Origin of the sequence: Bradyrhizobium sp. RD5-C2, from assembly GCF_019972155.1 — a bacterium.
In the GTDB taxonomy this organism is placed as follows: Bacteria; Pseudomonadota; Alphaproteobacteria; order Rhizobiales; family Xanthobacteraceae; genus Bradyrhizobium.
Window position 1 is genome coordinate 256,224 of sequence record NZ_BOVL01000010.1, and the last position, 20,164, is coordinate 276,387.

Here is a 20,164-nt window from a genome sequence, read left to right on the forward strand (position 1 = left end):
CGGATTGCTCCCTCGACCGTCTGGTCCGGATGCACTTCTCCGTCGTCGCCGCCGCGGCGACGGAGCCTTTTCGAAGCGAGAGGATGATGACCCAAGCGCAAGAACAAATCCACGAGACGCCGCCCGAGACCATCGACCTCCGGCATGAATTCGCCGACCTCGGCATAGGTAACGTGCTCGACCAGCTCGATTCCGAATTGATCGGCCTGAAGCCGGTGAAGACCCGCATCCGGGAGATCGCCTCGCTGCTGCTGGTCGAACGCATCAGGCAGAAGATGGCGCTGGCAACGACATTCCCGACCCTGCACATGTCGTTCACCGGCAATCCCGGTACCGGCAAGACCACGGTCGCGCTGCGGATGGCCGGCATCCTGCACAAGCTCGGGTTCGTGCGCCGCGGCCACGTCATCAGCGTCACGCGCGATGACCTTGTCGGGCAATATATCGGCCACACCGCGCCGAAAACGAAAGAGATCTTGAAGAAGGCGATGGGCGGCGTGCTGTTCATCGACGAGGCCTATTACCTGTACCGCCCCGAGAACGAGCGCGACTACGGGCAGGAGGCGATCGAGATCCTGCTGCAGATCATGGAAGCGCAGCGTGAGGATCTGGTGGTGATCCTGGCCGGCTACGGCGACCGCATGGAGAAGTTCTTCCAGAGCAATCCGGGGTTCCGCTCCCGCATCGCGCATCACATCGACTTCCCGGACTATTCCGACGGCGAACTGCTCTGGATCGCCGAGCTGATGTTGCAGCAGCAGAATTATCGTTTCTCCCCGAAAGCACGCGAGGCCTTCACCCGGTACATCGGCATCCGCAAGGAACAGCCGCTGTTTTCCAATGCACGCTCGATCCGCAACGCGCTCGACCGCATCCGGCTGCGCCAGGCCAACCGGATCGTGGCCAAGCTCGACCGCACGCTCACGGCCGACGACGTGATGTCGATCGAGGCCGGCGACGTGCTTGCCAGCCGCGTGTTCGCGAAAGCGACCGGCGCGGCGGGCGAGGGGTGATGAACCAGGCGCTCGCAGCGATCCGGAGCGCCGGGATGCGCGACATCATTGCGGGCGCCCGCGCCTTGATCTTCGATGTCGACGGCACGCTCGCCGAAACTGAGGAGGTGCACCGCCGCGCCTTCAATGAGGCGTTCGCCGAGGCCGGCCTCGATTGGTTCTGGGACCAGGTCGCCTACGCGCGGCTGCTTCGGGTCGCCGGAGGCAAGGAGCGCATCCGCGCCTTCGATCAGCGAAACGCGGTTCCGTCGCTGACCTTCGCCGACATTGCCGACCTGCAGGGGATCAAGACCAAGCGCTACGCCGCGCTGATTGCGGCGGGCGGCTGCCCGTTGCGGCCGGGCGTGAGGGCCTGGCTCGCTGGGCGCGCGTAGCCGCGGCCAGCGCCTGGCGATCGCCACGACGACGTCGCATGGCAATATCGATGCGCTGCTGTCGGTCGCGCTGGGGCTGGACTGGGCCGATCTGTTCGAGGCTGTTGTCGCCGGGGATGATGTGCCGCGCAAGAAGCCGGCCCCCGATGTCTATGTCGAGGTGCTGGCGCGGCTCGGGCTCGGACCGGCGGATTGCATCGCGGTCGAGGATTCCGGCAACGGCCTCGCCGCCGCCGCTCAGGCGGGCATCCCCGTGGTCATCACCCGCAGCACCTATTTCAGCGACGACGATTTCGCCGGAGCGTTGCTGGTTGTTGACGATCTCTCGCAGATCGACGCCTGAAGGCCGCCGCTGCCACGCGGCAGTTCGATTAATTTATTTATGCAGTGAAATAAATGGTACTTGCGTCCATCGCATAGTAGAGGCACAATCTCACCAAAGGTTGCGAGAAGCCCTGCCGCACCCCAGCGGTCTGTGGGCTTTGCCAACAATTTCGGGAGACAACGCCCTATGATCCGCCGCTCTCCGGTCAATTTATTCGGATGCTTAAATAAATGACCAGTTGGCGCTTGCACCCATATGGTGGGACGACGTCCACCAAAGGTTGCCAGAAGCAAAGTGCCGCACCGCCAGAAGTTCTGGCGGAGACCGGCGCTCGCGGACGATTCCGGGAGATGGGCGCTTCATGATCCTCCACGTCATCTCTGCGCCTCGTCAGTCGCACGACTTGACTCGCGGATGAACCCGGCATTGCAGGATCGACTGGTCGTGCGGACATTGGCGCTGTTGACGGGTTCAATCGACATTCCGCAATTTCGGTTCGTGATGGCCCCGACGCCGATCCGATATCGCCGTAGATTTGCGGCCAGCCCACGAATGATAGCCGTCGATTGACGCTGTCCACGGCAACGGTACCCCAACTCAAAAAAACCTAGGGAGTGAAGCATGTTCAAATTGAAGACCACCTTGTTCGCGCTCGCACTGGCCGGCGTTGCCGCGACGGTGTCCGATCGCGACGCCATGGCCCAGGCCAAGCCGACCGTCGGGATCGCGATGCCGACCAAATCCTCGGCGCGCTGGATTGACGACGGCAACAACATCGTCAAGGTACTGAAGGAACGCGGCTACGGCACCGACCTGCAATATGCCGACGACGATATCCCGAACCAGCTCTCTCAGGTCGAGAACATGGTGACCAAGGGCGCCAAGGTGCTGGTCATTGCGGCGATTGACGGCACCACGCTGTCCGATGCGCTGAAGCAGGCCAAGGCGCAAGGCATCACGGTGATCGCCTATGATCGCCTGATCCGGGATACCCCCAATGTCGACTATTACGCGACCTTCGACAATTTCCAGGTCGGCGTGCTGCAGGCGAGCTCGCTCGTGAATGCGCTCGGGCTGAAGGACGGCAAAGGGCCATTCAACATCGAGCTGTTCGGCGGCTCGCCCGACGACAACAATGCCTATTTCTTCTACGACGGCGCGATGTCGGTGCTGAAGCCGTATATCGACAGCGGCAAGCTCGTGGTCGCGAGCGGCCAGACGGGCATGGGCAAGGTCGCGACCTTGCGCTGGGACGGCGCCACCGCGCAGGCGCGGATGGACAATCTGCTCAGCGCCTTCTACGGCAAGAAGCGCGTCGACGCGGTGCTGTCGCCCTATGACGGCCTGTCGATCGGCATCATCTCCTCGCTGAAGGGGGTCGGCTACGGCAGCAAGGACCAGCCGATGCCGTTCGTCAGCGGTCAGGACGCCGAAGTGCCCTCGATCAAGGCGATGCTGCGCGGCGAGCAATACTCGACCATCTTCAAGGACACCCGCGATCTCGCCAAGGTCACGGCCGACATGGTCGATGCCGTGCTGAGCAAGAAGGAGGTCACCGTCAACGACACCAAGACCTACAACAACGGGGTCAAGGTGGTTCCGTCCTATCTGCTCAAGCCAGTCGTGGTGGATAAGACCAATTGGGAGAAAGTCCTGATTGACAGCGGCTACTACAAGCGCTCGCAATTCGACTAGGGGCAGGTGAACGGGACTGATAGCGCCGAGGCCGAGTGACGTTGCGGGACATGATGCGATGACGGCGATGCTTGAGATGCGTGGCGTCAGCAAGAGCTTTGCCGGCGTGCAGGCATTGCGCGACGTCAGCCTCACCGTGGAAGCCGGGCAGATCCATGCGCTGGTCGGCGAGAATGGTGCGGGCAAGTCGACCCTGATGAAGGTGCTGAGCGGGGTCTATCCCGCCGGCAGCTACGAAGGGGCGATCCTGTTCGACGGTGAGGAGCGCCGCTTCCGCGACATTAACGACTCCGAGGCGCTGGGGATCATCATCATCCACCAGGAGCTGGCGCTGATCCCGCTGATGTCGATCGCCGAGAACATCTTTCTGTCGCGCGCGCCGTCGCGGTTCGGGGTGGTGGACCGCAATGCGGTGTACCGGCGGACGTCCGAACTGCTGGCGCAGGTCGGCCTGCGGGAATCGCCGGATACGCTGATCACCGACCTCGGCGTCGGCAAGCAGCAACTCGTCGAGATCGCCAAGGCGTTATCGAAGAAGGTGCGCCTCCTGATCCTGGACGAGCCGACCGCGAGCCTCAACGAGGCCGACAGTGCTGCGCTGCTGGACCGGCTGCTGGTGTTCCGCGAGCAGGGCATCGCCTCGATCCTGATCTCGCACAAGCTGAACGAAGTCGCGCGCGTCGCCGACCGGATCACGGTGCTGCGCGACGGCCGCACCGTCGACAGCATCGATTGCCGGACCGAGCAGGTCGACGAGGACCGCATCATCCGCAGCATGGTCAACCGCGATCTCGCGCATCGCTTCCCGGAGCGAAACGTCGAGATCGGCGATCCCGTGATGACGGTCGAGAACTGGTCGGTGTATCACCCGCTGCATACCGCCCGGCAGGTGATCAAGAACGTCGATTTCAGGGTGCGCCGCGGCGAGGTGGTCGGCATCGCCGGCCTGATGGGCGCCGGCCGCACCGAGTTCGCCATGAGCCTGTTCGGCAAGGCCTGGGGCTACAATATCTCCGGCAGGATCAGCCTTGACGGACGTGAGGCGAACCTCGCCGGCGTGCCGGCTGCGATCCAGGCCGGCCTCGCCTATGTCACCGAGGACCGCAAGCAGCTCGGGTTGATCCTCGCCGACGACGTCCGCAAGAACGTGACGCTGGCGAGCCTTCGCCAGGTGTCGGATCGCGGCGTGATCGACGATGTCGTCGAGCTGAAGGCCGCGAGCGATTATCGCAACCGGATGCGGATCCGCTGTTCCGACGTCTATCAGGAGGCCGGACAGCTCTCGGGCGGCAACCAGCAGAAGGTCGTGCTGTCGAAATGGCTGATGACCGATCCACAGGTGCTGCTGCTGGACGAGCCGACCCGCGGCATCGACGTCGGGGCAAAATACGAGATTTATTGTATCATCAACGAGCTCGCGGACGCCGGCAAAGGCGTCGTGGTGATCTCGTCGGAAATGCCGGAATTGCTCGGCATCTGCGACCGGATCTGCGTGATGAATGACGGCGCCTTTGTCGGCGAGTTCGCGAAAGGCGACGCGACGCAGGAGAAGATCATGCGCGCCATCATGCGCAATGTCAGGATGTCCGGGAACGGCGCCCCTGCCAGTGAGGCGCGGGCGGGAGGCGGAGCACAATGACCGACAAGACGGTATCACTTCCCGAGACTCCGAAGCATTCCGGCTTCATCAAGAACAATCTGCGCAACTACGGCATGCTGCTGTCGCTGCTCGCGATCATGCTGTTCTTCGAGATCGTCACCGACGGCACGCTGTTGCAGCCGGTCAATCTCACTAACCTCGTGCTGCAGAACAGCTATATCGTGATCATGGCGCTCGGCATGCTGCTCGTGATCGTCACCGGGCATATCGACCTGTCGGTCGGCTCGGTCGCGGGATTCATCGGCGCGGTCGCGGCGGTGCTGATGGTGACCTACCATGTCGACTATCCGACCGCCTTCATCGTCTGTCTTCTGGTCGGTGCCGCGATCGGCGCGGCGCAGGGCTACTGGGTCGCCTATTTCAAGATTCCGTCCTTCATCGTGACGCTGGCGGGCATGCTGGTGTTCAAGGGCCTTGCGCTCGCGGTGCTGCAGGGCCGGTCGGTGGGGCCGTTTCCGCCGACCTTCCAGAAACTGTCGTCGGGCTTCATCCCCGAGCTGTTTCCGGGTGCCGGCACGCTCTATCCGACTTCGCTCCTGATCGGCGTCGTGCTGGCGTTCGCGCTGGTGCTGGCGAGCGCCAAGAGCCGGGCGCGCGAGCAGTCGCACGGCATCGAGGTCGAACCCTACGCGTTCTTCATCGCCAAGAACATCGCGCTGGCGGGCGCGGTGCTCTACTTCACCTATCTGATCGCCTCGCATCGCGGCCTGCCGAACGTGCTCGTCATCATGACGGTGCTGATCGCGCTGTACGGTTTCGTCACGCGGCGGACCGTGATCGGCCGGCAGATCTATGCGGTTGGTGGCAACGCCAAGGCCGCGAAGCTGTCGGGCGTCAAGACCGAGCGGCTGACCTTCTTCACCTTCGTCAACATGGGCGTGCTGGCGGCGCTTGCCGGGCTGGTGTTCGCAGCCCGGCTCAACACTGCGACGCCGAAGGCAGGCCTCGGCTTCGAGCTCGACGTGATCGCCGCCTGCTTCATCGGTGGCGCCTCGGCCTATGGCGGCGTCGGCCGGGTCGGCGGCGCGGTGGTCGGCGCCATGATCATGGGCGTGATGAACAACGGCATGTCGATCCTCGGCATCGGCATCGATTATCAGCAGGTGATCAAGGGCCTCGTGCTGCTGGGTGCCGTCTGCATCGATGTCTACAACCAGCGCCGCTGACTGCCGCGCGGTCATGATCCTGCGATAGGATGGCGGTGCAACGCAGGAGAATGCCGCGTGAAACTGTCCCATGCCGATGCACTGAACATCGGAAACATCCTCGCCGAAGTCGGCCGCACCGAGATCATGCCGCGGTTCCGCCGCGTCCGGGAGATCGAGGTCCGAACCAAGACGTCGGCATTCGACGTGGTGACCGAGGCCGACGAACTTGCCGAGCAGGCGATCTCGGCGGCGCTGCTCCGGGCGTTTCCGAATGCAGTCGTGATCGGCGAGGAAGGCACGGCACGCGATCCGGCCGCGCTCGATCTGGTTGGGACCGCGGAGCTCGCCTTCATCATCGATCCGATCGACGGCACGCGGAACTTCACCTCGAGCCTGCCGCTGTTCGGCTCCATGGTGGCCGCCACGATGCGCGGCGAGATCGTGCTCGGCGCGATCCATGATCCCGTCAGCAACGACACCGCGTTCGCGCTGCGCGGCGAGGGAGCGTGGCTCGAGATGCCGGATGGCCGGCGGCATGATTTGAAGGTCGCCCCGGCGGTGCCGGTCAAGCAGATGGACGCGGTGGTCGGCGTCAACTTCCTGCCCGAGCCGCTGCGCGCAACTGTCGCCGGCAATCTGTCCAGGCTTGGCGCCAGCGCATGGCTCCGATGCGCCGCGCATGAATACCGCATGGCGGCGTCCGGCCATTGCCATCTCCTGTTCTACAACAAGCTGATGCCGTGGGATCACGCCGCGGGCTGGCTATTGCATCGCGAGGCCGGTGGCTACAGCGCGCATTTCGACGGATCGCCATACAAGCCGGTCAATCTGACCGGCGGCTTGCTCTGCGCGCCCGACGAAGCGAGCTGGCATGCGGTACAGCAGGCGATCCTGACGCCGTCCGGGTAGAGGCGGGTGTGCGAGTTCCGATTCAACTGTCAAACAGCTTGTTCGGTGTCATCACCCGCGCAAGCGGGTGATCCAGTATTCCAGAGGCGTCAATGCTTGAGCGGAGGGGCTGCGGCGTATCTGATGTACACATTCGCGTGCATGACATCGGAGAGCATGCACGCACGGCTCCTTCCACAGGTCGTCCTGGCTTTCGCCAGGACGACACTGAACTTGATGTAAGACCCGTGAACTCGGATCCGCGTTCTCGCGACGTGATCCGCCCGAGCTTTGCGTCTCGTCCCGCTTCTCATCGAACAGTGTGCACAGAGGCACTATTCGCTGCCGACCTCGCCGGTGATGATGTTGCCGAACAGCTTCCAGCTCTCGCCTTCGAACCGCATCAGCTGCGACTGCTCGATCGGACGGAAGTCCGTTGCGCTGGTGTTGATCCTGATCCCGGGCAGAACAGGCACACTAAGACGGATCAATTACTTAAGCCGGCTCACCGGCTTAAGGGACGAAATTGTAACCTAAGCGGAATTTTCGGGGCTGGCTCACCGAAAAACACATGCCGGATCGATATTTTCTTGGTCGCGGTAGGCCGCCACGGCCGTTACCGAGCCGAACTTGCGGATGGCACGTGTCTGTGTCTGAGCCGGCAGCCTTTCCTGGTCGCTGCCCGGGTGCTGATCTCGGCCGGCGCCAGCCCCGACTCGGTGCTGGTCGGCTGGCGGAGGGGCGAGGCGACCTGGGCCCTGCGAGCCCGGCTAGGAACGGCGGCGACGTTTACAATCGATGAGTACAAGGCGCGCCTCGCTCGCTGGAAGGCCTTTTCCTCGTCGGCGGTCGGCGCTCAGAAGCGCTATTCCGAGGGGGAGGCTACCCTACCATCGGAAAGCCCTAACGCCTCCCTATGCGAACAGGACGCCAGCAGCAGCTCAAACAGACCGCTCTCCGTGGTCGACCCACCTCCAAAAAGACGAAGCCCCCGCACCGCCAGTGCGAGGGCCAATTCGACTTCGGATAACGCTGCATTAGGTTCCAATTATACCGAGGAAACGTCGACTTCAAGTCAGACGCTCACCCGGGACTATCTGAGCAACGGTTCGGCGCGCGAGCGCTGACGTCACCACCACGCCTGCTTGGCATTGGTGTGGACGAGGACTGTCCGCTCGGAGGTCCCGGCGCCATCAACACACCTTTGGCAGCTAGCGTGAGAGTAGCGACGGGTCGAGATCGGCCATGGCCCCGTCGCCGGAAAGCGAAGTTCTTCGCCCCGCCGATGATGACCGCAGAGCACTGCACTCTCAAAACGCAGAGGCGAGCCGGACGCCACACGCCTTCGCGCGAACGGAAACAAAAGTGCAGGCAACGCTGTGCCCATTGCGACCTGCGACCAAGCGGTAACCCGGCAACCCGGGTGGGGTCGAGAGGCAGGACATGTTGTCAACGGGATGACCACCCGCACCGACATGATGATCTGCGAGGGCGCCCAAAAAAGCTCTCAGGAGGCACTGCAGGGACAATGCGGTGGGCGGATGCCAAAGGGAAGCGAGTACCTAGTCCGTCAACATGATGGGCTCCACTTCGTCAGTGGCCAGCCGGAAGTCAGACCGGAGGGAGGGAAAGGGCGGAGCTGTGGACTCAAGACTGGCCCCATAATGCGTACACGGAAACTTTGTCTTGGAATGCCTGCTGGGAATGCTCAGTTGCACGCGTCTTCCCACACTCACAAGTTCGCCTATGCCGACAGTTCGAACGTTCGCGGCGCACCGAGATAGACCTGATCCGGCCAACCAGGGTCCGACCATCCAGCATAGCCGACCTTTGCTCAGAAAGCTGGAATGTCCGCTTTCGGGCGCAATTGACCAAGGTCAAGCGCGCCGCCGCTCTCGCTCGCTCACGAGTCGTCGAGTCCGTGTTCAAGAGACCTTACCGCGGGCCTCGTTTGCAGCGGACCACCGGCGTTCGATCTCTGCGGTCTTCATACCGGGTAGATACCTTTGGGCGGCAACCTCAGGAGTCATAGACGATGAGAAGAAGATCAGATTGAGGCTGCTGAGAATGGGCTGCCGCCCGGAATGGCGAGCGCGATGGCACTGATGCCCGCCTCTGATTCGCCGACGGACGAAGCGTAGCCAGCCTGGGCGGCCTGTGGGGCGAGATCAATGCTGGCATCAGCGGACAGGTCACCACCACCACGACGCTTTATGCCAGCGCTTCCTATCAGAGCCGCTTCGACGGTGGCGGGTTCTCGTACAGCGGAAAGGCCGGACTGCGCGTCAACTGGTAGAAGAGGGGCGCGAGAGCGAAATGCCGGTCATGACGGATCGGTCCTCGCATTCGCGCGGACCTCAGACGCAAGGCCGCCTACCGAGCGACGCCACCATGGTTACCGCAAACCTATGGAACGCCGCGCTGCGGGCGGTCTATTCCAAGCGCAGATGCGGCAAGTGAGAAACGTGGGGCGGCATGGCCTCCGAGAGCTGAAATGCATGTGCCGAGCGCGTCGCGCAATTGCGCGCCAGCCGCAAAGCTCCAACAGCCAGAAGATCGGTCTCGGGCCATCGGTTGGCGCCCGTTGCCAAGTGCCAGGCTGAGCAGCCGGTCGCGGTGGGGAACGTCAGTTTGCGACGAGGGCCTGGGCTTTGTGTAAGCCTGCCATCAGAGCGTCAACAACCTGATCGGCGGCGCCGTTGCGACGCAAGAAGCCAGCGGGATCGTCAGCCAGTGGTTTGTATTGTAACATCTTCTCCAGCGCGGCCTGCGTGGCGTCGCGATGCCCCAACTCGCCGTTCGCTACCGCAATCAACAATTGGCTGAAGCCGGAATCGCGGAAAGCAGCCTTCTCGCCGACGCTGAGCATGTCCTGATACTCACGCCTGAAGAGATGGTCGATCGCGATCATATGAAAGTACCAGCCGGGAGGATTGACGGTCCGCCTGATCGCGCGCTGGAGCATCGGAACTCCTTCCGCGAAATTGCCGCGGATGGCAAGCCGCCAGCCGAACTGAGCGAACACGTCGGGATCGTTCGGGTTGAGATCGATCGCTTGACGGCTGAGGCGATCACTCTCGGCGTATCGTCCTGTGAAATGATAGACCGCGGCCAGCGCCTTGACTGCAAGCGAGTTGTTCGGTTGAAGATTCACTGCGCGATCCGCGGCAGCGAGAGCCTTCGCGTATTCGCTTTGTTCGGTGCCGTCGCCAAGATAACCCAGGCGGCCTGCGTCGACATGTAACCACCCGAGCATGGCCCAGGCATCACTATACTCCGGATCGCGCCGTACAGTTTGCTCGAGGCATTGCAGAACCGGATCGAAACCCGCACGCGCGAAGGTGCGCCGGTAGCCGAAAGCGCGCAGCACGCAGGCATAGCTGTCCATGTTTTGCGGCGGCGTGCTGCCGACATCGTTCTTGACCACGCCAGAAGACTGGCCGACGGCGATTGCGATCTGATTTGCGAGCTCGCGCTGGGCGTCGGCGAGAGAGCGAGGATCGAACGACCGGGCAAGCGTCCGCGCCCAGACGATCTCGCCACTCGTTGCGTTCAGGACGGTCGTGATGACCCGCACTTCATCAGCACTCATTTGTACGCTTCCCTTGACGATATAAGAGAGGCCGAGCCCACGACCGAGTTGCAGAGTCTCTTCGCTTGATGGCTGGCCCGATCCTGCTTGCGACATGTAGAGCCGAAAGCCCGCGAAGCGAAACAGATTGCCGATCAGCTCCTGACCGATGCCGGTGGCAAAATAGCGAGCATTCTCCCCGGAGCTCAGCGCCTCGAACGGCAGGACCAGGACCGCCGGCTCGCGCGGCGGCGTGGCAGGCGGCGGCCTTGTTCCGAGCCATATCGATGTTGCCAGGACGGTCGCCAGGATCGCAGCGATCAGCGTATTGCGGCGCAAGCGGAGCCTGCCGATCGCGGAAGTCGTCTTCGCGGCAGCCGGCGTCGATTGACCCTGAATGTCCAAGATCGTTTCGCGGGGCGGCGCAGCGGCAACTTGTGCGTGGTGCCATTCGAAATTGGGAACATACGAGCCCTTTGGAATCGAGATCCGTATCGGATCGTCACGGCCCGCGTCCATATAGTAGCTGTCGAGATCGCGGCGTAGTCGCCGGGCTTCAAGACGTACGACGGGATCGGCCTGCGGATCAAAAGAGTCGTCGCGACGAAACACGGCTAACGCAATTGTGTAGCCTTTCAAGCTCTCGCCCCGGCCCGCAAGCGTCTCATCGACAATGAAGCGAAGAAATGCGCGACGTCGTTCGCTTGCCTGGAATCGCAGGTTCGAGAGGATGCGCTCCAACTCGGCGGACACGTCCGCCGGCAACACGATGCTTCCTTCCCGACCGACTGAACCGGCAGAAGGCTTCCCCTGCGCAGACGAGAGAGACGGATTACGCATCGAGCCAACGAGCTCACGATTACGTCAAAGAAAGTAAGTGCTCCGGGTCGCGATTGCAACGCGTAAGCGAGTTCCGTTATCCGAGGGATGTGTTGCTGATGATGTGTTGCTGTTGCATCAGCGGGCGCGAGGCAATGCTTCAACACCCAGCCTTCTTCCAAGATCCTCTGCGCGTCGGCATTTTTGTTCGGCGCGCCGGTGTTGCTGGCACAAACTGCATATCGGATTCTTGCAGGTTTGATGCGAATTTTGCGAAGTCGAGCCATCCTGCGGCCTTTCGACACGGTGTTCGCACGCCATCGTTTGTGATCCGCACGGGGCTTCCGTTTGAACGAGGTCCGAGCTTGAAAACGACGATCCAGTCCAGACAGATCTCGAGGTGAGATCGCAACCCAGCCAGATCATTCACATGGTTGGCCCTGGTGTGCGCGCTTACCGGAAGTAGTCGTTACTTATTCGCGCAAACGCGAATGAAGACCAGTTGCAGCGCGGCTGCGCGTGGTGCGGCGCTTGTTCGCGGCATTCGTCGCCCACCCGTGTCAGGCGCAGGTAGCGCGGAGTGCGAACATGTTCGTACCTTGACGAGGCCGCTCCTAAAACGATGCTGCTCGGGGATGACATACGAATTCAAGCCATGGACATGCCATGGAGGTAATTCGCTCGATAGTGGCACGCTTCCCGCGGCGCGAACTGGACATTCGCCGCTGCTTCAATCGCGACGCGCAGTTTCGAGCGGTGTGTGCGGATTATGACGAGGCGATGAAAGCGCTGCGGCGCTGGCAACAGGCTGCCAGGCAGAACGATCCCGAAGCCGGCCCAAGGGCCGCCGATTATGAACGTCTGGTTGGCGAATTGGAGGAGGAGGTCTTGGCGCATTTGAACGGGCCATAGTCGGCAGGAAAGCCTTGGGTCGGTAGGTCGGCCGTGATCCAAGTTCCGCCGGCAGTCCACGACAACAAACCCAACGAAGCCTTGGCGCATGAGATCGCCACAACGAAGAAGTGGAGGCAAGGTTCGTGAATATCGCGCAGAGAACGGTCGCGAACGTAGACGAAACTCTCGCCTCCGGCAGCATTTTCGTTCCCGGCGGCACGTTTCGGATGGGATCGGACCGGCATTATCCGGAGGAAGCTCCGTCGCACAGGGTGAGCGTCGACGGGTTCTGGATCGACCGCACGCCGGTGACGAACCGACAATTCAAGGCGTTCGTGCGCGCCACCGGCTATGTCACGTTCGCAGAGGTCGCTCCGGACCCGAAGGACTATCCGGATGCGCTGCCGCACATGATCTACGCGGGGTCACTCACCTTCACGCCGCCGGACCATCCCGTCGATCTGCGTGACTACAGCCAGTGGTGGACGCTGCTCAAAGGTTCGAACTGGCGCCATCCCTATGGCCCGAAAAGCAACATCAAGTCGCTGGACGATCATCCCGTCGTGCATGTCACCCACGCCGACGCACTCGCCTATGCGCTATGGGCCGGCAAGGATCTGCCGACGGAAGCAGAGTGGGAGTTTGCCGCGCGCGGCGGCCTCGACGGCGCTGAGTATGCCTGGGGCGATGAATTCGTACCGGGCGGCGTGCATCAAGCCAATACGTGGCAAGGTCACTTTCCGTTCGAGAACCGGTGCGAGGACGGCCATGCGCGGACCTCGCCTGTCAGGACCTATCCGCCGAACGGCTACGGCGTGTTCGACATGATCGGCAATGTCTGGGAGTGGACCAGCGATTGGTGGGCGCCGAAGCATTCCGCCGACGCAAAGAAGGCCTGTTGCATTCCGCAGAACCCGCGGGGCGGCGTCGAGCATGACAGTCACGATCCGTCGCTGCCGCTCAGCCGGATCCCGCGCAAGGTGATCAAGGGCGGCTCGCATCTCTGCGCGCCAAACTATTGTCGGCGGTACCGGCCGGCTGCGCGCCATGCCGAGCCGATCGACACGTCAACCAGCCATCTTGGATTTCGTTGTGTGACACGTCCAGGGAGAAGGTGATGACTGAGAAGACGACAAAAGACGTCAGCCGCCGCAAACTGCTCGCGGCCTCCAGCTCGCTTGCTACCATTGCCGCCTTCTCGGCCATGGCACCCGTCCAATCTGCGCAAGCGCAGGCGACCACCCCGCAGCCGTCGTCCTCTGCGGGAGGAGCAAAGCCGAACATCATCCTGATCCTGTCGGATGACTTCGGTTACGGTGATTCCGGGCCTTACGGTGGCGGCGAAAATCGCGGCATGCCGACGCCGAGCATTGATCGCCTGGCGTCCGAAGGACTGCAGTTCATGTCATTCTATGCGCAGCCGAGCTGCACGCCCGGACGTGCGGCAGTGCAGACCGGTCGCATTCCGAACCGCAGCGGCATGACCACCGTGGCGTTCCAGGGCCAGGGTGGCGGCCTTCCCGCCGCGGAATGGACACTGGCCTCGGTTTTGAAGACCGGCGGCTACAAGACGTTCTTCACCGGCAAATGGCATCTCGGCGAGGACGATTACGCGATCCCGAATGCCCAGGGCTATGACGAGATGAAGTATTGCGGACTCTATCATCTCAACGCCTACACCTACGCCGACCCGACCTGGTTTCCCGACATGGACCCCGAACTCAGGGCAATGTTCACGAAGGTCACCAAAGGCGCGTTGTCCGGCAACGCAGGCGAGAAGGCGAAGGAGGACTTCAAGATCAACGGCCAGTACGTCAACACGCCGGACAAGGGCGTGGTCGGCATCCCCTTCTTCGACGACTATGTCGAGAAGGCCTCGCTCGAATATCTCGATCGTAACAAGTCGTCAGGCCCGTTCTTCATGAGCATCAACTTCATGAAAGTGCACCAGCCCAACATGCCGGCGCCCGAATTCCAGGGCAAGTCGATGTCGAAGAGCAAGTACGCCGATTCAATCGTGGAGAACGACACCCGGATCGGTCGTATCATGGACAAGGTGCGGTCGCTCGGGCTCGACAAGAACACCTATGTGTTCTGGACCACCGACAACGGCGCCTGGCAGGATGTCTATCCGGATGCGGGCTATACGCCGTTCCGCGGCACCAAGGGTACGGTTCGCGAAGGCGGCAACCGTGTCCCCTCCATCGCATGGGGGCCGGGGATCAAGGCCGGTACGAAGAACTCCGACATCGTCGGCGGCCTCGATTACATGGCGACGTTCGCGAAGCTCGCCGGCGTGAAGCTGCCGGAGAACGACCGCGAAGGTAAGCCCATCATCTTCGACAGCATCGACATGTCCTCGATCCTGTTCGGGACCGGAAAGTCGGAACGCAAGAACTGGTTCTACTTTACCGAGTCTGAGCTCACGCCCGGTGCCGCGCGCGTCGGCAACTACAAGGCGGTGTTCAACCTGCGCGGCGATGACGGCGCCAAGACAGGCGGTCTCGCGGTTGACAGCAATCTCGGCTGGAAGGGAGCGGAGGCCTATGTGGCAACCGTTCCGCAGGTCTTCGATCTCTGGCAGGACCCGCAGGAGCGCTACGATATCTTCATGAACAATTACACGGAACGCACCTGGATCATGGTCACGATTAGTGACTCGATCAAGGATCTGATGAAGACCTATGTGAAATATCCGCCACGAAAGATTCAGAGCGAGTCCTACTCGGGACCGATCACGATTCAACAGTACGAACGTTTCCAGTTCTTCAGGGACGCGCTCGCGAAGGAAGGCTTTTCCATCGGTCTGCCCAACGGGAACTGAACTGGATCTACGGAACGGCCCTGGATCGCGGGGCCGTTCCGCAGTCGTGAACGGATGAGGACAAGGGCCTGTGAAGGGAAGCTCTGTTGATCGCCGTACGATCCTTACAAGTATGCTGGTGTCGGCGGCTACGCTGACGGTCTTCGGCCGGTCCGCGCGGGCCCAGAGCGATCCTCTCCCGTCCTGGAACGACGGCCAGCCGAAGAAGTCGATCCTCGACTTTGTCTCGGCGGTGACGAAGGAGGGCGCGCCGGACTTTGTCCCCGCGTCGGAGCGTATCGCGACCTTCGACAATGACGGCACGCTCTGGTGCGAGCAGCCGATGTATGTGCAACTCGCGTTTGTGCTGGACCGGGTCAAGACCTTGTCCGCCAAGCATCCGGAATGGAAGCAGAAGCAACCCTTCAAAGCCGTTCTCGACAAGGATATCGCAACGCTTGCCAAGGCCGGCGAGAAGGGCCTGGTTGAGCTCGTCATGGCGACCCACGCCGGTATGACAACATCCGAGTTCGAGCGGATCGCCAGCGACTGGATCAAGACGGCGCGTCATCCGAAGTTCAACTGGCCCTACACCGATCTCGTCTACCAGCCAATGCTGGAAGTGCTCGTATATCTCCGAGCCAACGGATTCAAGACGTTCATCGTCTCGGGCGGCGGCATCGAGTTCATGCGGCCGTGGAGTGAACGTGTCTACGGCATTCCACCCGAGCAGGTCGTCGGATCGAGCATCAAGACGCAGTTCAAGATCGACAAGGACGGCCCGGTCCTGGTTCGCCTGCCGACGATCGATCTGGTCGATGACGGTCCCGGCAAGCCGGTCGGCATCAACTCTCATATCGGCCGGCGCCCGATCGCGGCCTTTGGCAATTCCGACGGCGATTTCCAGATGCTGCAATGGACCACGGCCGCGCGCGACCGCCGCTTCGGCCTGATCGTGCATCACACGGATGCTGAGCGCGAATACGCGTACGACCGCAAGTCGCCCTTCGGCAAGCTCGACAAGGGCCTCGACGCCGCGAGCGCCAATGGCTGGACCGTTGTCAGCATGAAGGACGATTGGAAGCGGATATTTGCCTTCCAGTAAGCCGGAGACATTGGTTGTAAGAGCTACAGGGAAGCAAAAATGAAGAAACGCACTTCCAAACTGCGCACGTTCAATTTTCTGGGTGCTCTGGCTGTCGGCCTTATAATCCTCGCTCGCGCGCATGCGCAGGCGCCGGCGGACCAGCAGCCCGCGCCGGTTCAGGCCGCAGCGCCGGCGGTTGCCAAGCTCCCGGACGGACAGATCGAGCAACTGGTGGCACCCATAGCGCTCTATCCGGATGCGTTGCTGTCGCAGATCCTGATGGCCTCGACCTATCCGTTGGAAGTCGTTGAGGCCGCGCGCTGGTCGCAGGACAACAAGAGCCTCACCGGCAAGGCGCTCGAAGACGCCATGCAGAAGCAATCCTGGGATCCGAGCGTCAAGGCGCTGACCTCGGTGCCACAGGTGCTGCAGATGATGAACGACAAGCTCGAATGGGTGCAGCAGCTCGGCGATGCGTTCCTTGCCCAGGAGGCGGACGTGATGAGCGCGGTGCAGAAGCTGCGCCAGCGCGCCGATGCCGCCGGCAATCTGAAGTCGACGCCGCAGCAGAAGGTGACCAAGAGCACGCCGCCGGCCGGTGTGTCGGCGCCATCAGGCATGTCGCAAGCGATCTCGATCGAACCGGTCGATCCGGACACTTACTATGTGCCGGTCTACGATCCCGGTGTCGTCTACGGCGCGTGGGATTACCCCGCCTACCAGCCGTTCTACTGGTCTCCGCCCGGTTACGCCGCCGCAGGCGTGATCGGCTTTGCAACGGGCGTTGCCGTCGGGGCTGCCATCTGGGGTGGCTGCAACTGGTGGAACCGCAACGTCTACGTCAACGTCAATCGCTACAACAGCTTCAACCGCACCAACATCAGAACCAACACCTGGGCCCACAATCCCGCCCATCGCGGCGGCGTTGCATATCGCGACGCCGGCGTGGCGCGGCGCTTCGGCAGCGGCAATACGCCGGCCGCGCGCGAAGCCCTGCGCAATCGTACGGGTGGTCCCGGCGGCGGCAAGTTTTCGAACGCCGGCGCAGGCCGGGCCAAGAGCGCAGTCTCGCAGCGCGCCGGCAATCGCGGCGCCAGCGTCTCCCGCCGCACCAGCAGTCGAAGCGTCACCCGCGCCCGCACCGGCGCCGGCAATCGCGCCGCGATCTCGCACACAAGCGTGACGCACTCACGCGTCAGCGGTCGTGTCGGCGGTGGTGGGCGTCCGGCAGCGATGCGCGGCGGTGGCGGCATGCGGGGAGGCGGCTTTCACGGGGGCGGTCGTGGAGGCGGCGGATTCCACGGAGGTGGCCGTGGTGGCGGCGGTTTTCATGGTGGAGGCCGTCGGCGCTAGGGGCGCAGCACTGGAAGGCACGACCCCGACAAGCCGGATCGCCCGACTTAACAACGATGGCCGGACCGGCTGAGAAGAACAACAATCGAAGCAAGACGGAGTTGGCGAAATGAATCGTACCAAACCGCTTTCAACCGTACTCAACGCATTCGTGGCTTCCTGGCTGCTCGGAACGAGTGCCTACGCCCAGGCGGTCTCGTCTTCCTCGAACGGGCAAACGGTTCTGCCATATGCAGAGCCTCGCTTCAGAGGCAACGTCGGCACGACCTTCAAGGATTCCGACCCGGCCCCGTTTCCCAAGGGCGTGCAGGCGCCGCAAGGCGCCCCCAACGTCCTGCTCGTGTTGCTTGACGACGTCGGGTTCGGTCAGTTCTCGGTCGCCGGCGGCGGCGTGCCGTCGCCCAACATGGAGAAGCTCGCCAACGACGGACTGTTCTACGACCGTTTCCACACGACGGCGCTCTGCTCGCCGTCGCGGGCGGCTTTGCTGACGGGGCGCAACCACCAGGTTGCGGGAACCGGAGTCATCACGGAGCTCGCGACCGGATATGACGGCTATACCGGCGTCATTCCCAAGAGCACGGCGACTGTCGCTGAGGTGCTGCGTCAGAATGGCTACGCCACGGCGTGGATCGGCAAGAACCATAATACGCCGATCTATGAGACGAGCACGATCGGTCCGTTCGATCATTGGCCCAATAGCCTCGGCTTTGACTACTTCTATGGCTTCATGGCCGGCGACACTAACCAGATCAGGCCATTCATCTTCGAGAACCAGACGCCGGTCGGCACGCCGAGCCAGTCGGATTACTACCTCAGCACGGACCTCGCCAATAGATCCATCGACTGGCTCAGGAAGGCGGAAGCCATCGCCCCGAGCAAGCCGTGGTTCATGTATCTCGCGCCGGCGGCGACCCACAGCCCGCATCAGGCGCCGAAGGACTTGATTGCCAAGTTCAAGGGCCAATTCGACATGGGCTGGGACGAGTATCGCAAGCAGACCTTCGAGCGGCAAAAGAAGCTCGGCATCATCCCGCAGGATGCGAAGCTGACGGCACGGCCGCAAAGCCTGCCGGCCTGGGACAGCCTGAACGCCGACCAGAAGAAACTGTATGCGCGCATGATGGAGACGTTCGCCGCTTACGGCTATCAGGTCGATCAAGAGGTGGGCCGGGTTCTGGATTACGTTGCCTCACGGCCTGACGCCGACAACACGCTGATCATCTACATCGTCGGCGACAACGGTTCGTCAGCCGAAGGCGGCCTGGACGGCACGCTGAACGAGAACGCGTTCTTCAACACATATCAGATGACCTATCAGCAGATGCTTCCGCTGATCGACGAGATCGGCACCGAGAAGCATTTCAATCATTTTCCGGCGGAGTGGGCTTGGGCGATGGACACGCCGTTCCAATGGACCAAGCAGATCGCCAGCCATCTCGGCGGCACGCGCAATCCCCTGATCATCAAATGGCCGGCGAAGATCAAGGACCACCATGCGATCCGGACGCAGTTCACCCACATCATCGACATCGCGCCGACGATCCTTGCTGCGGCCGGTGTCAACGAGCCGCGCAGCGTGAACGGCACACCGCAGGAGCCGATCCAGGGGCGAAGCATGCTCGGTACCTTCAACGACGCCAAGGCCCCGGAGATGCGAACCAGCCAGTATTTCGAGATGTTCGGCAACCGGGCCATGTACAAGGACGGCTGGTGGGCGGCATCCCTGGCGTTCGAACCCTGGCAGGCCGTACGCGGCGAGTTCGATCCGTTCAAGGCTAAATGGGAGCTGTACAATCTCGACAAGGACTTCAGCCAGGCCGACGACGTCGCCGACAAGAATCCGGACAGGCTTCAGGAGATTGTCGCGCTCTGGTGGGCACAGGCATCCGCTAACAAGGTGCTGCCGCTGGATTGGCGCGGCGCCGAGCGCTTCAGCGCCGAGCTGACCGGCAAGCCCAATCTCGCAGGTGATCGCAAGAGGTTCGTCTATCCCGGCGACCTCAGCGGATTGCCCGAGGCCTCGGCCCCCGACCTTAAGAACAAGTCGTTCAGCGTCGCGGCCAAGGTTGAGATCAGCGACAGTGCCAACGGAGTGATCTTCACCCAGGGGGGCAACACCGGCGGCTGGGGCTTCTACATGAAGAACGGCAAGCTCGTCGGCGCGCACAACTTCCTCGACGTCAAGTCGTTCATAGTCGCGAGCGACCAGCCCGTACCTGCCGGCAAGCACGAACTCAAGATGGCCTTCAGCTATGAGGGCGGCAAGGAGATGGGCAAGAGCGGCATCATCACGCTGTCGGTCGACGGCAACAAAGTCGGTTCGGGCAAGGTCGATCAGACTACGCCGTTCAAATATTCGCTCTCGGAGAACCAGGACATCGGAGAGGATACCGGCACGGCGGTCGTCAGGGACTATCAGGAGCCCTTCCCATTTGAGGGCAAGATCGATGAGGTCGTGGTGGACCTGGAGAAATAGGCAAGCGTCGTGCTCCGCTGCTCGTTGGCGGCCACTTCGTTTACGTTGTCGACAA

The 20,164-nt window shown here is 62.3% G+C and carries 13 protein-coding genes and 2 pseudogenes; 13 read left to right on the forward strand and 2 right to left on the reverse strand.

Features of this window, described 5'->3' with window-relative positions; genetic code table 11:
- Positions 1–86 precede the first annotated feature (86 nt).
- The 6 genes and pseudogenes from cbbX (at position 87) to BraRD5C2_RS11920 (ending at position 7,124) form a co-directional block, all read left to right on the forward strand.
- The gene (gene cbbX, locus BraRD5C2_RS11895; protein ID WP_223968501.1) at positions 87–1,013 is read left to right on the forward strand and encodes a CbbX protein; all 927 of its coding nucleotides are present in this window, start codon (positions 87–89) and stop codon (positions 1,011–1,013) included.
- Positions 1,013–1,730, forward strand: a pseudogene (locus BraRD5C2_RS11900) (HAD family hydrolase). Before cbbX ends, BraRD5C2_RS11900 begins: the two are co-directional and overlap by 1 nt.
- A gap of 603 nt (positions 1,731–2,333) precedes the next feature.
- Positions 2,334–3,407 carry a multiple monosaccharide ABC transporter substrate-binding protein gene (gene chvE, locus BraRD5C2_RS11905; protein ID WP_223968503.1) on the forward strand — a complete coding sequence of 358 codons (1,074 nt, stop codon included), beginning with the start codon at positions 2,334–2,336 and terminating at the stop codon, positions 3,405–3,407.
- A 58-nt stretch (positions 3,408–3,465) separates the two neighbouring features.
- Positions 3,466–5,046, forward strand: a complete 1,581-nt coding sequence (gene mmsA, locus BraRD5C2_RS11910) for a multiple monosaccharide ABC transporter ATP-binding protein (protein WP_223968505.1) — start codon at positions 3,466–3,468, stop codon at positions 5,044–5,046.
- A complete protein-coding gene (gene mmsB, locus BraRD5C2_RS11915) occupies positions 5,043–6,233 on the forward strand; it encodes a multiple monosaccharide ABC transporter permease (protein WP_223968507.1) in 1,191 nt (396 codons plus the stop codon). Before mmsA ends, mmsB begins: the two co-directional genes overlap by 4 nt.
- Before the next feature lie 57 nt (positions 6,234–6,290).
- The gene (locus BraRD5C2_RS11920) at positions 6,291–7,124 is read left to right on the forward strand and encodes an inositol monophosphatase family protein (RefSeq protein WP_223968508.1); all 834 of its coding nucleotides are present in this window, start codon (positions 6,291–6,293) and stop codon (positions 7,122–7,124) included.
- Between the two features lie 314 nt (positions 7,125–7,438).
- Here the strand turns inward: BraRD5C2_RS11920 and BraRD5C2_RS11925 are convergent.
- Positions 7,439–7,573: pseudogene (locus BraRD5C2_RS11925) on the reverse strand (ABC transporter substrate-binding protein); the annotation flags it as partial.
- A 1,697-nt stretch (positions 7,574–9,270) separates the two neighbouring features.
- Between BraRD5C2_RS11925 and BraRD5C2_RS39645 the strand changes: the two are divergent.
- Positions 9,271–9,399, forward strand: a complete 129-nt coding sequence (locus BraRD5C2_RS39645; protein WP_223968826.1) for an autotransporter outer membrane beta-barrel domain-containing protein — start codon at positions 9,271–9,273, stop codon at positions 9,397–9,399.
- A 330-nt stretch (positions 9,400–9,729) separates the two neighbouring features.
- Here BraRD5C2_RS39645 and BraRD5C2_RS11935 read toward each other — a convergent pair whose 3' ends face one another.
- Complete coding sequence (locus BraRD5C2_RS11935; RefSeq protein WP_223968510.1) at positions 9,730–11,439, reverse strand: tetratricopeptide repeat protein; 1,710 nt, start codon at positions 11,437–11,439, stop codon at positions 9,730–9,732.
- Positions 11,440–12,159: 720 nt separating this feature from the next.
- Between BraRD5C2_RS11935 and BraRD5C2_RS11940 the strand changes: the two genes are divergently transcribed.
- From BraRD5C2_RS11940 to BraRD5C2_RS11965, 6 genes are all read left to right on the forward strand, one after another.
- Positions 12,160–12,405, forward strand: a complete 246-nt coding sequence (locus BraRD5C2_RS11940) for a hypothetical protein (RefSeq protein ID WP_223968512.1) — start codon at positions 12,160–12,162, stop codon at positions 12,403–12,405.
- A gap of 125 nt (positions 12,406–12,530) precedes the next feature.
- On the forward strand, positions 12,531–13,505 hold the full coding sequence (locus BraRD5C2_RS11945; protein WP_223968514.1) for a formylglycine-generating enzyme family protein: 975 nt from the start codon (positions 12,531–12,533) through the stop codon (positions 13,503–13,505).
- Between the two features lie 86 nt (positions 13,506–13,591).
- Positions 13,592–15,211 carry an arylsulfatase gene (locus BraRD5C2_RS11950; protein WP_374707985.1) on the forward strand — a complete coding sequence of 540 codons (1,620 nt, stop codon included), beginning with the start codon at positions 13,592–13,594 and terminating at the stop codon, positions 15,209–15,211.
- Between the two features lie 112 nt (positions 15,212–15,323).
- Positions 15,324–16,295, forward strand: coding sequence for an HAD family hydrolase (locus BraRD5C2_RS11955; protein WP_223968518.1), 972 nt, complete (start codon positions 15,324–15,326; stop codon positions 16,293–16,295).
- A 39-nt stretch (positions 16,296–16,334) separates the two neighbouring features.
- Complete coding sequence (locus BraRD5C2_RS39385) at positions 16,335–17,630, forward strand: DUF3300 domain-containing protein (RefSeq protein ID WP_263009974.1); 1,296 nt, start codon at positions 16,335–16,337, stop codon at positions 17,628–17,630.
- 109 nt (positions 17,631–17,739) lie between these two features.
- Positions 17,740–20,109: an arylsulfatase gene (locus BraRD5C2_RS11965; protein WP_223968520.1), complete on the forward strand. Its 2,370-nt coding sequence runs from the start codon at positions 17,740–17,742 to the stop codon at positions 20,107–20,109.
- Positions 20,110–20,164 lie beyond the last annotated feature (55 nt).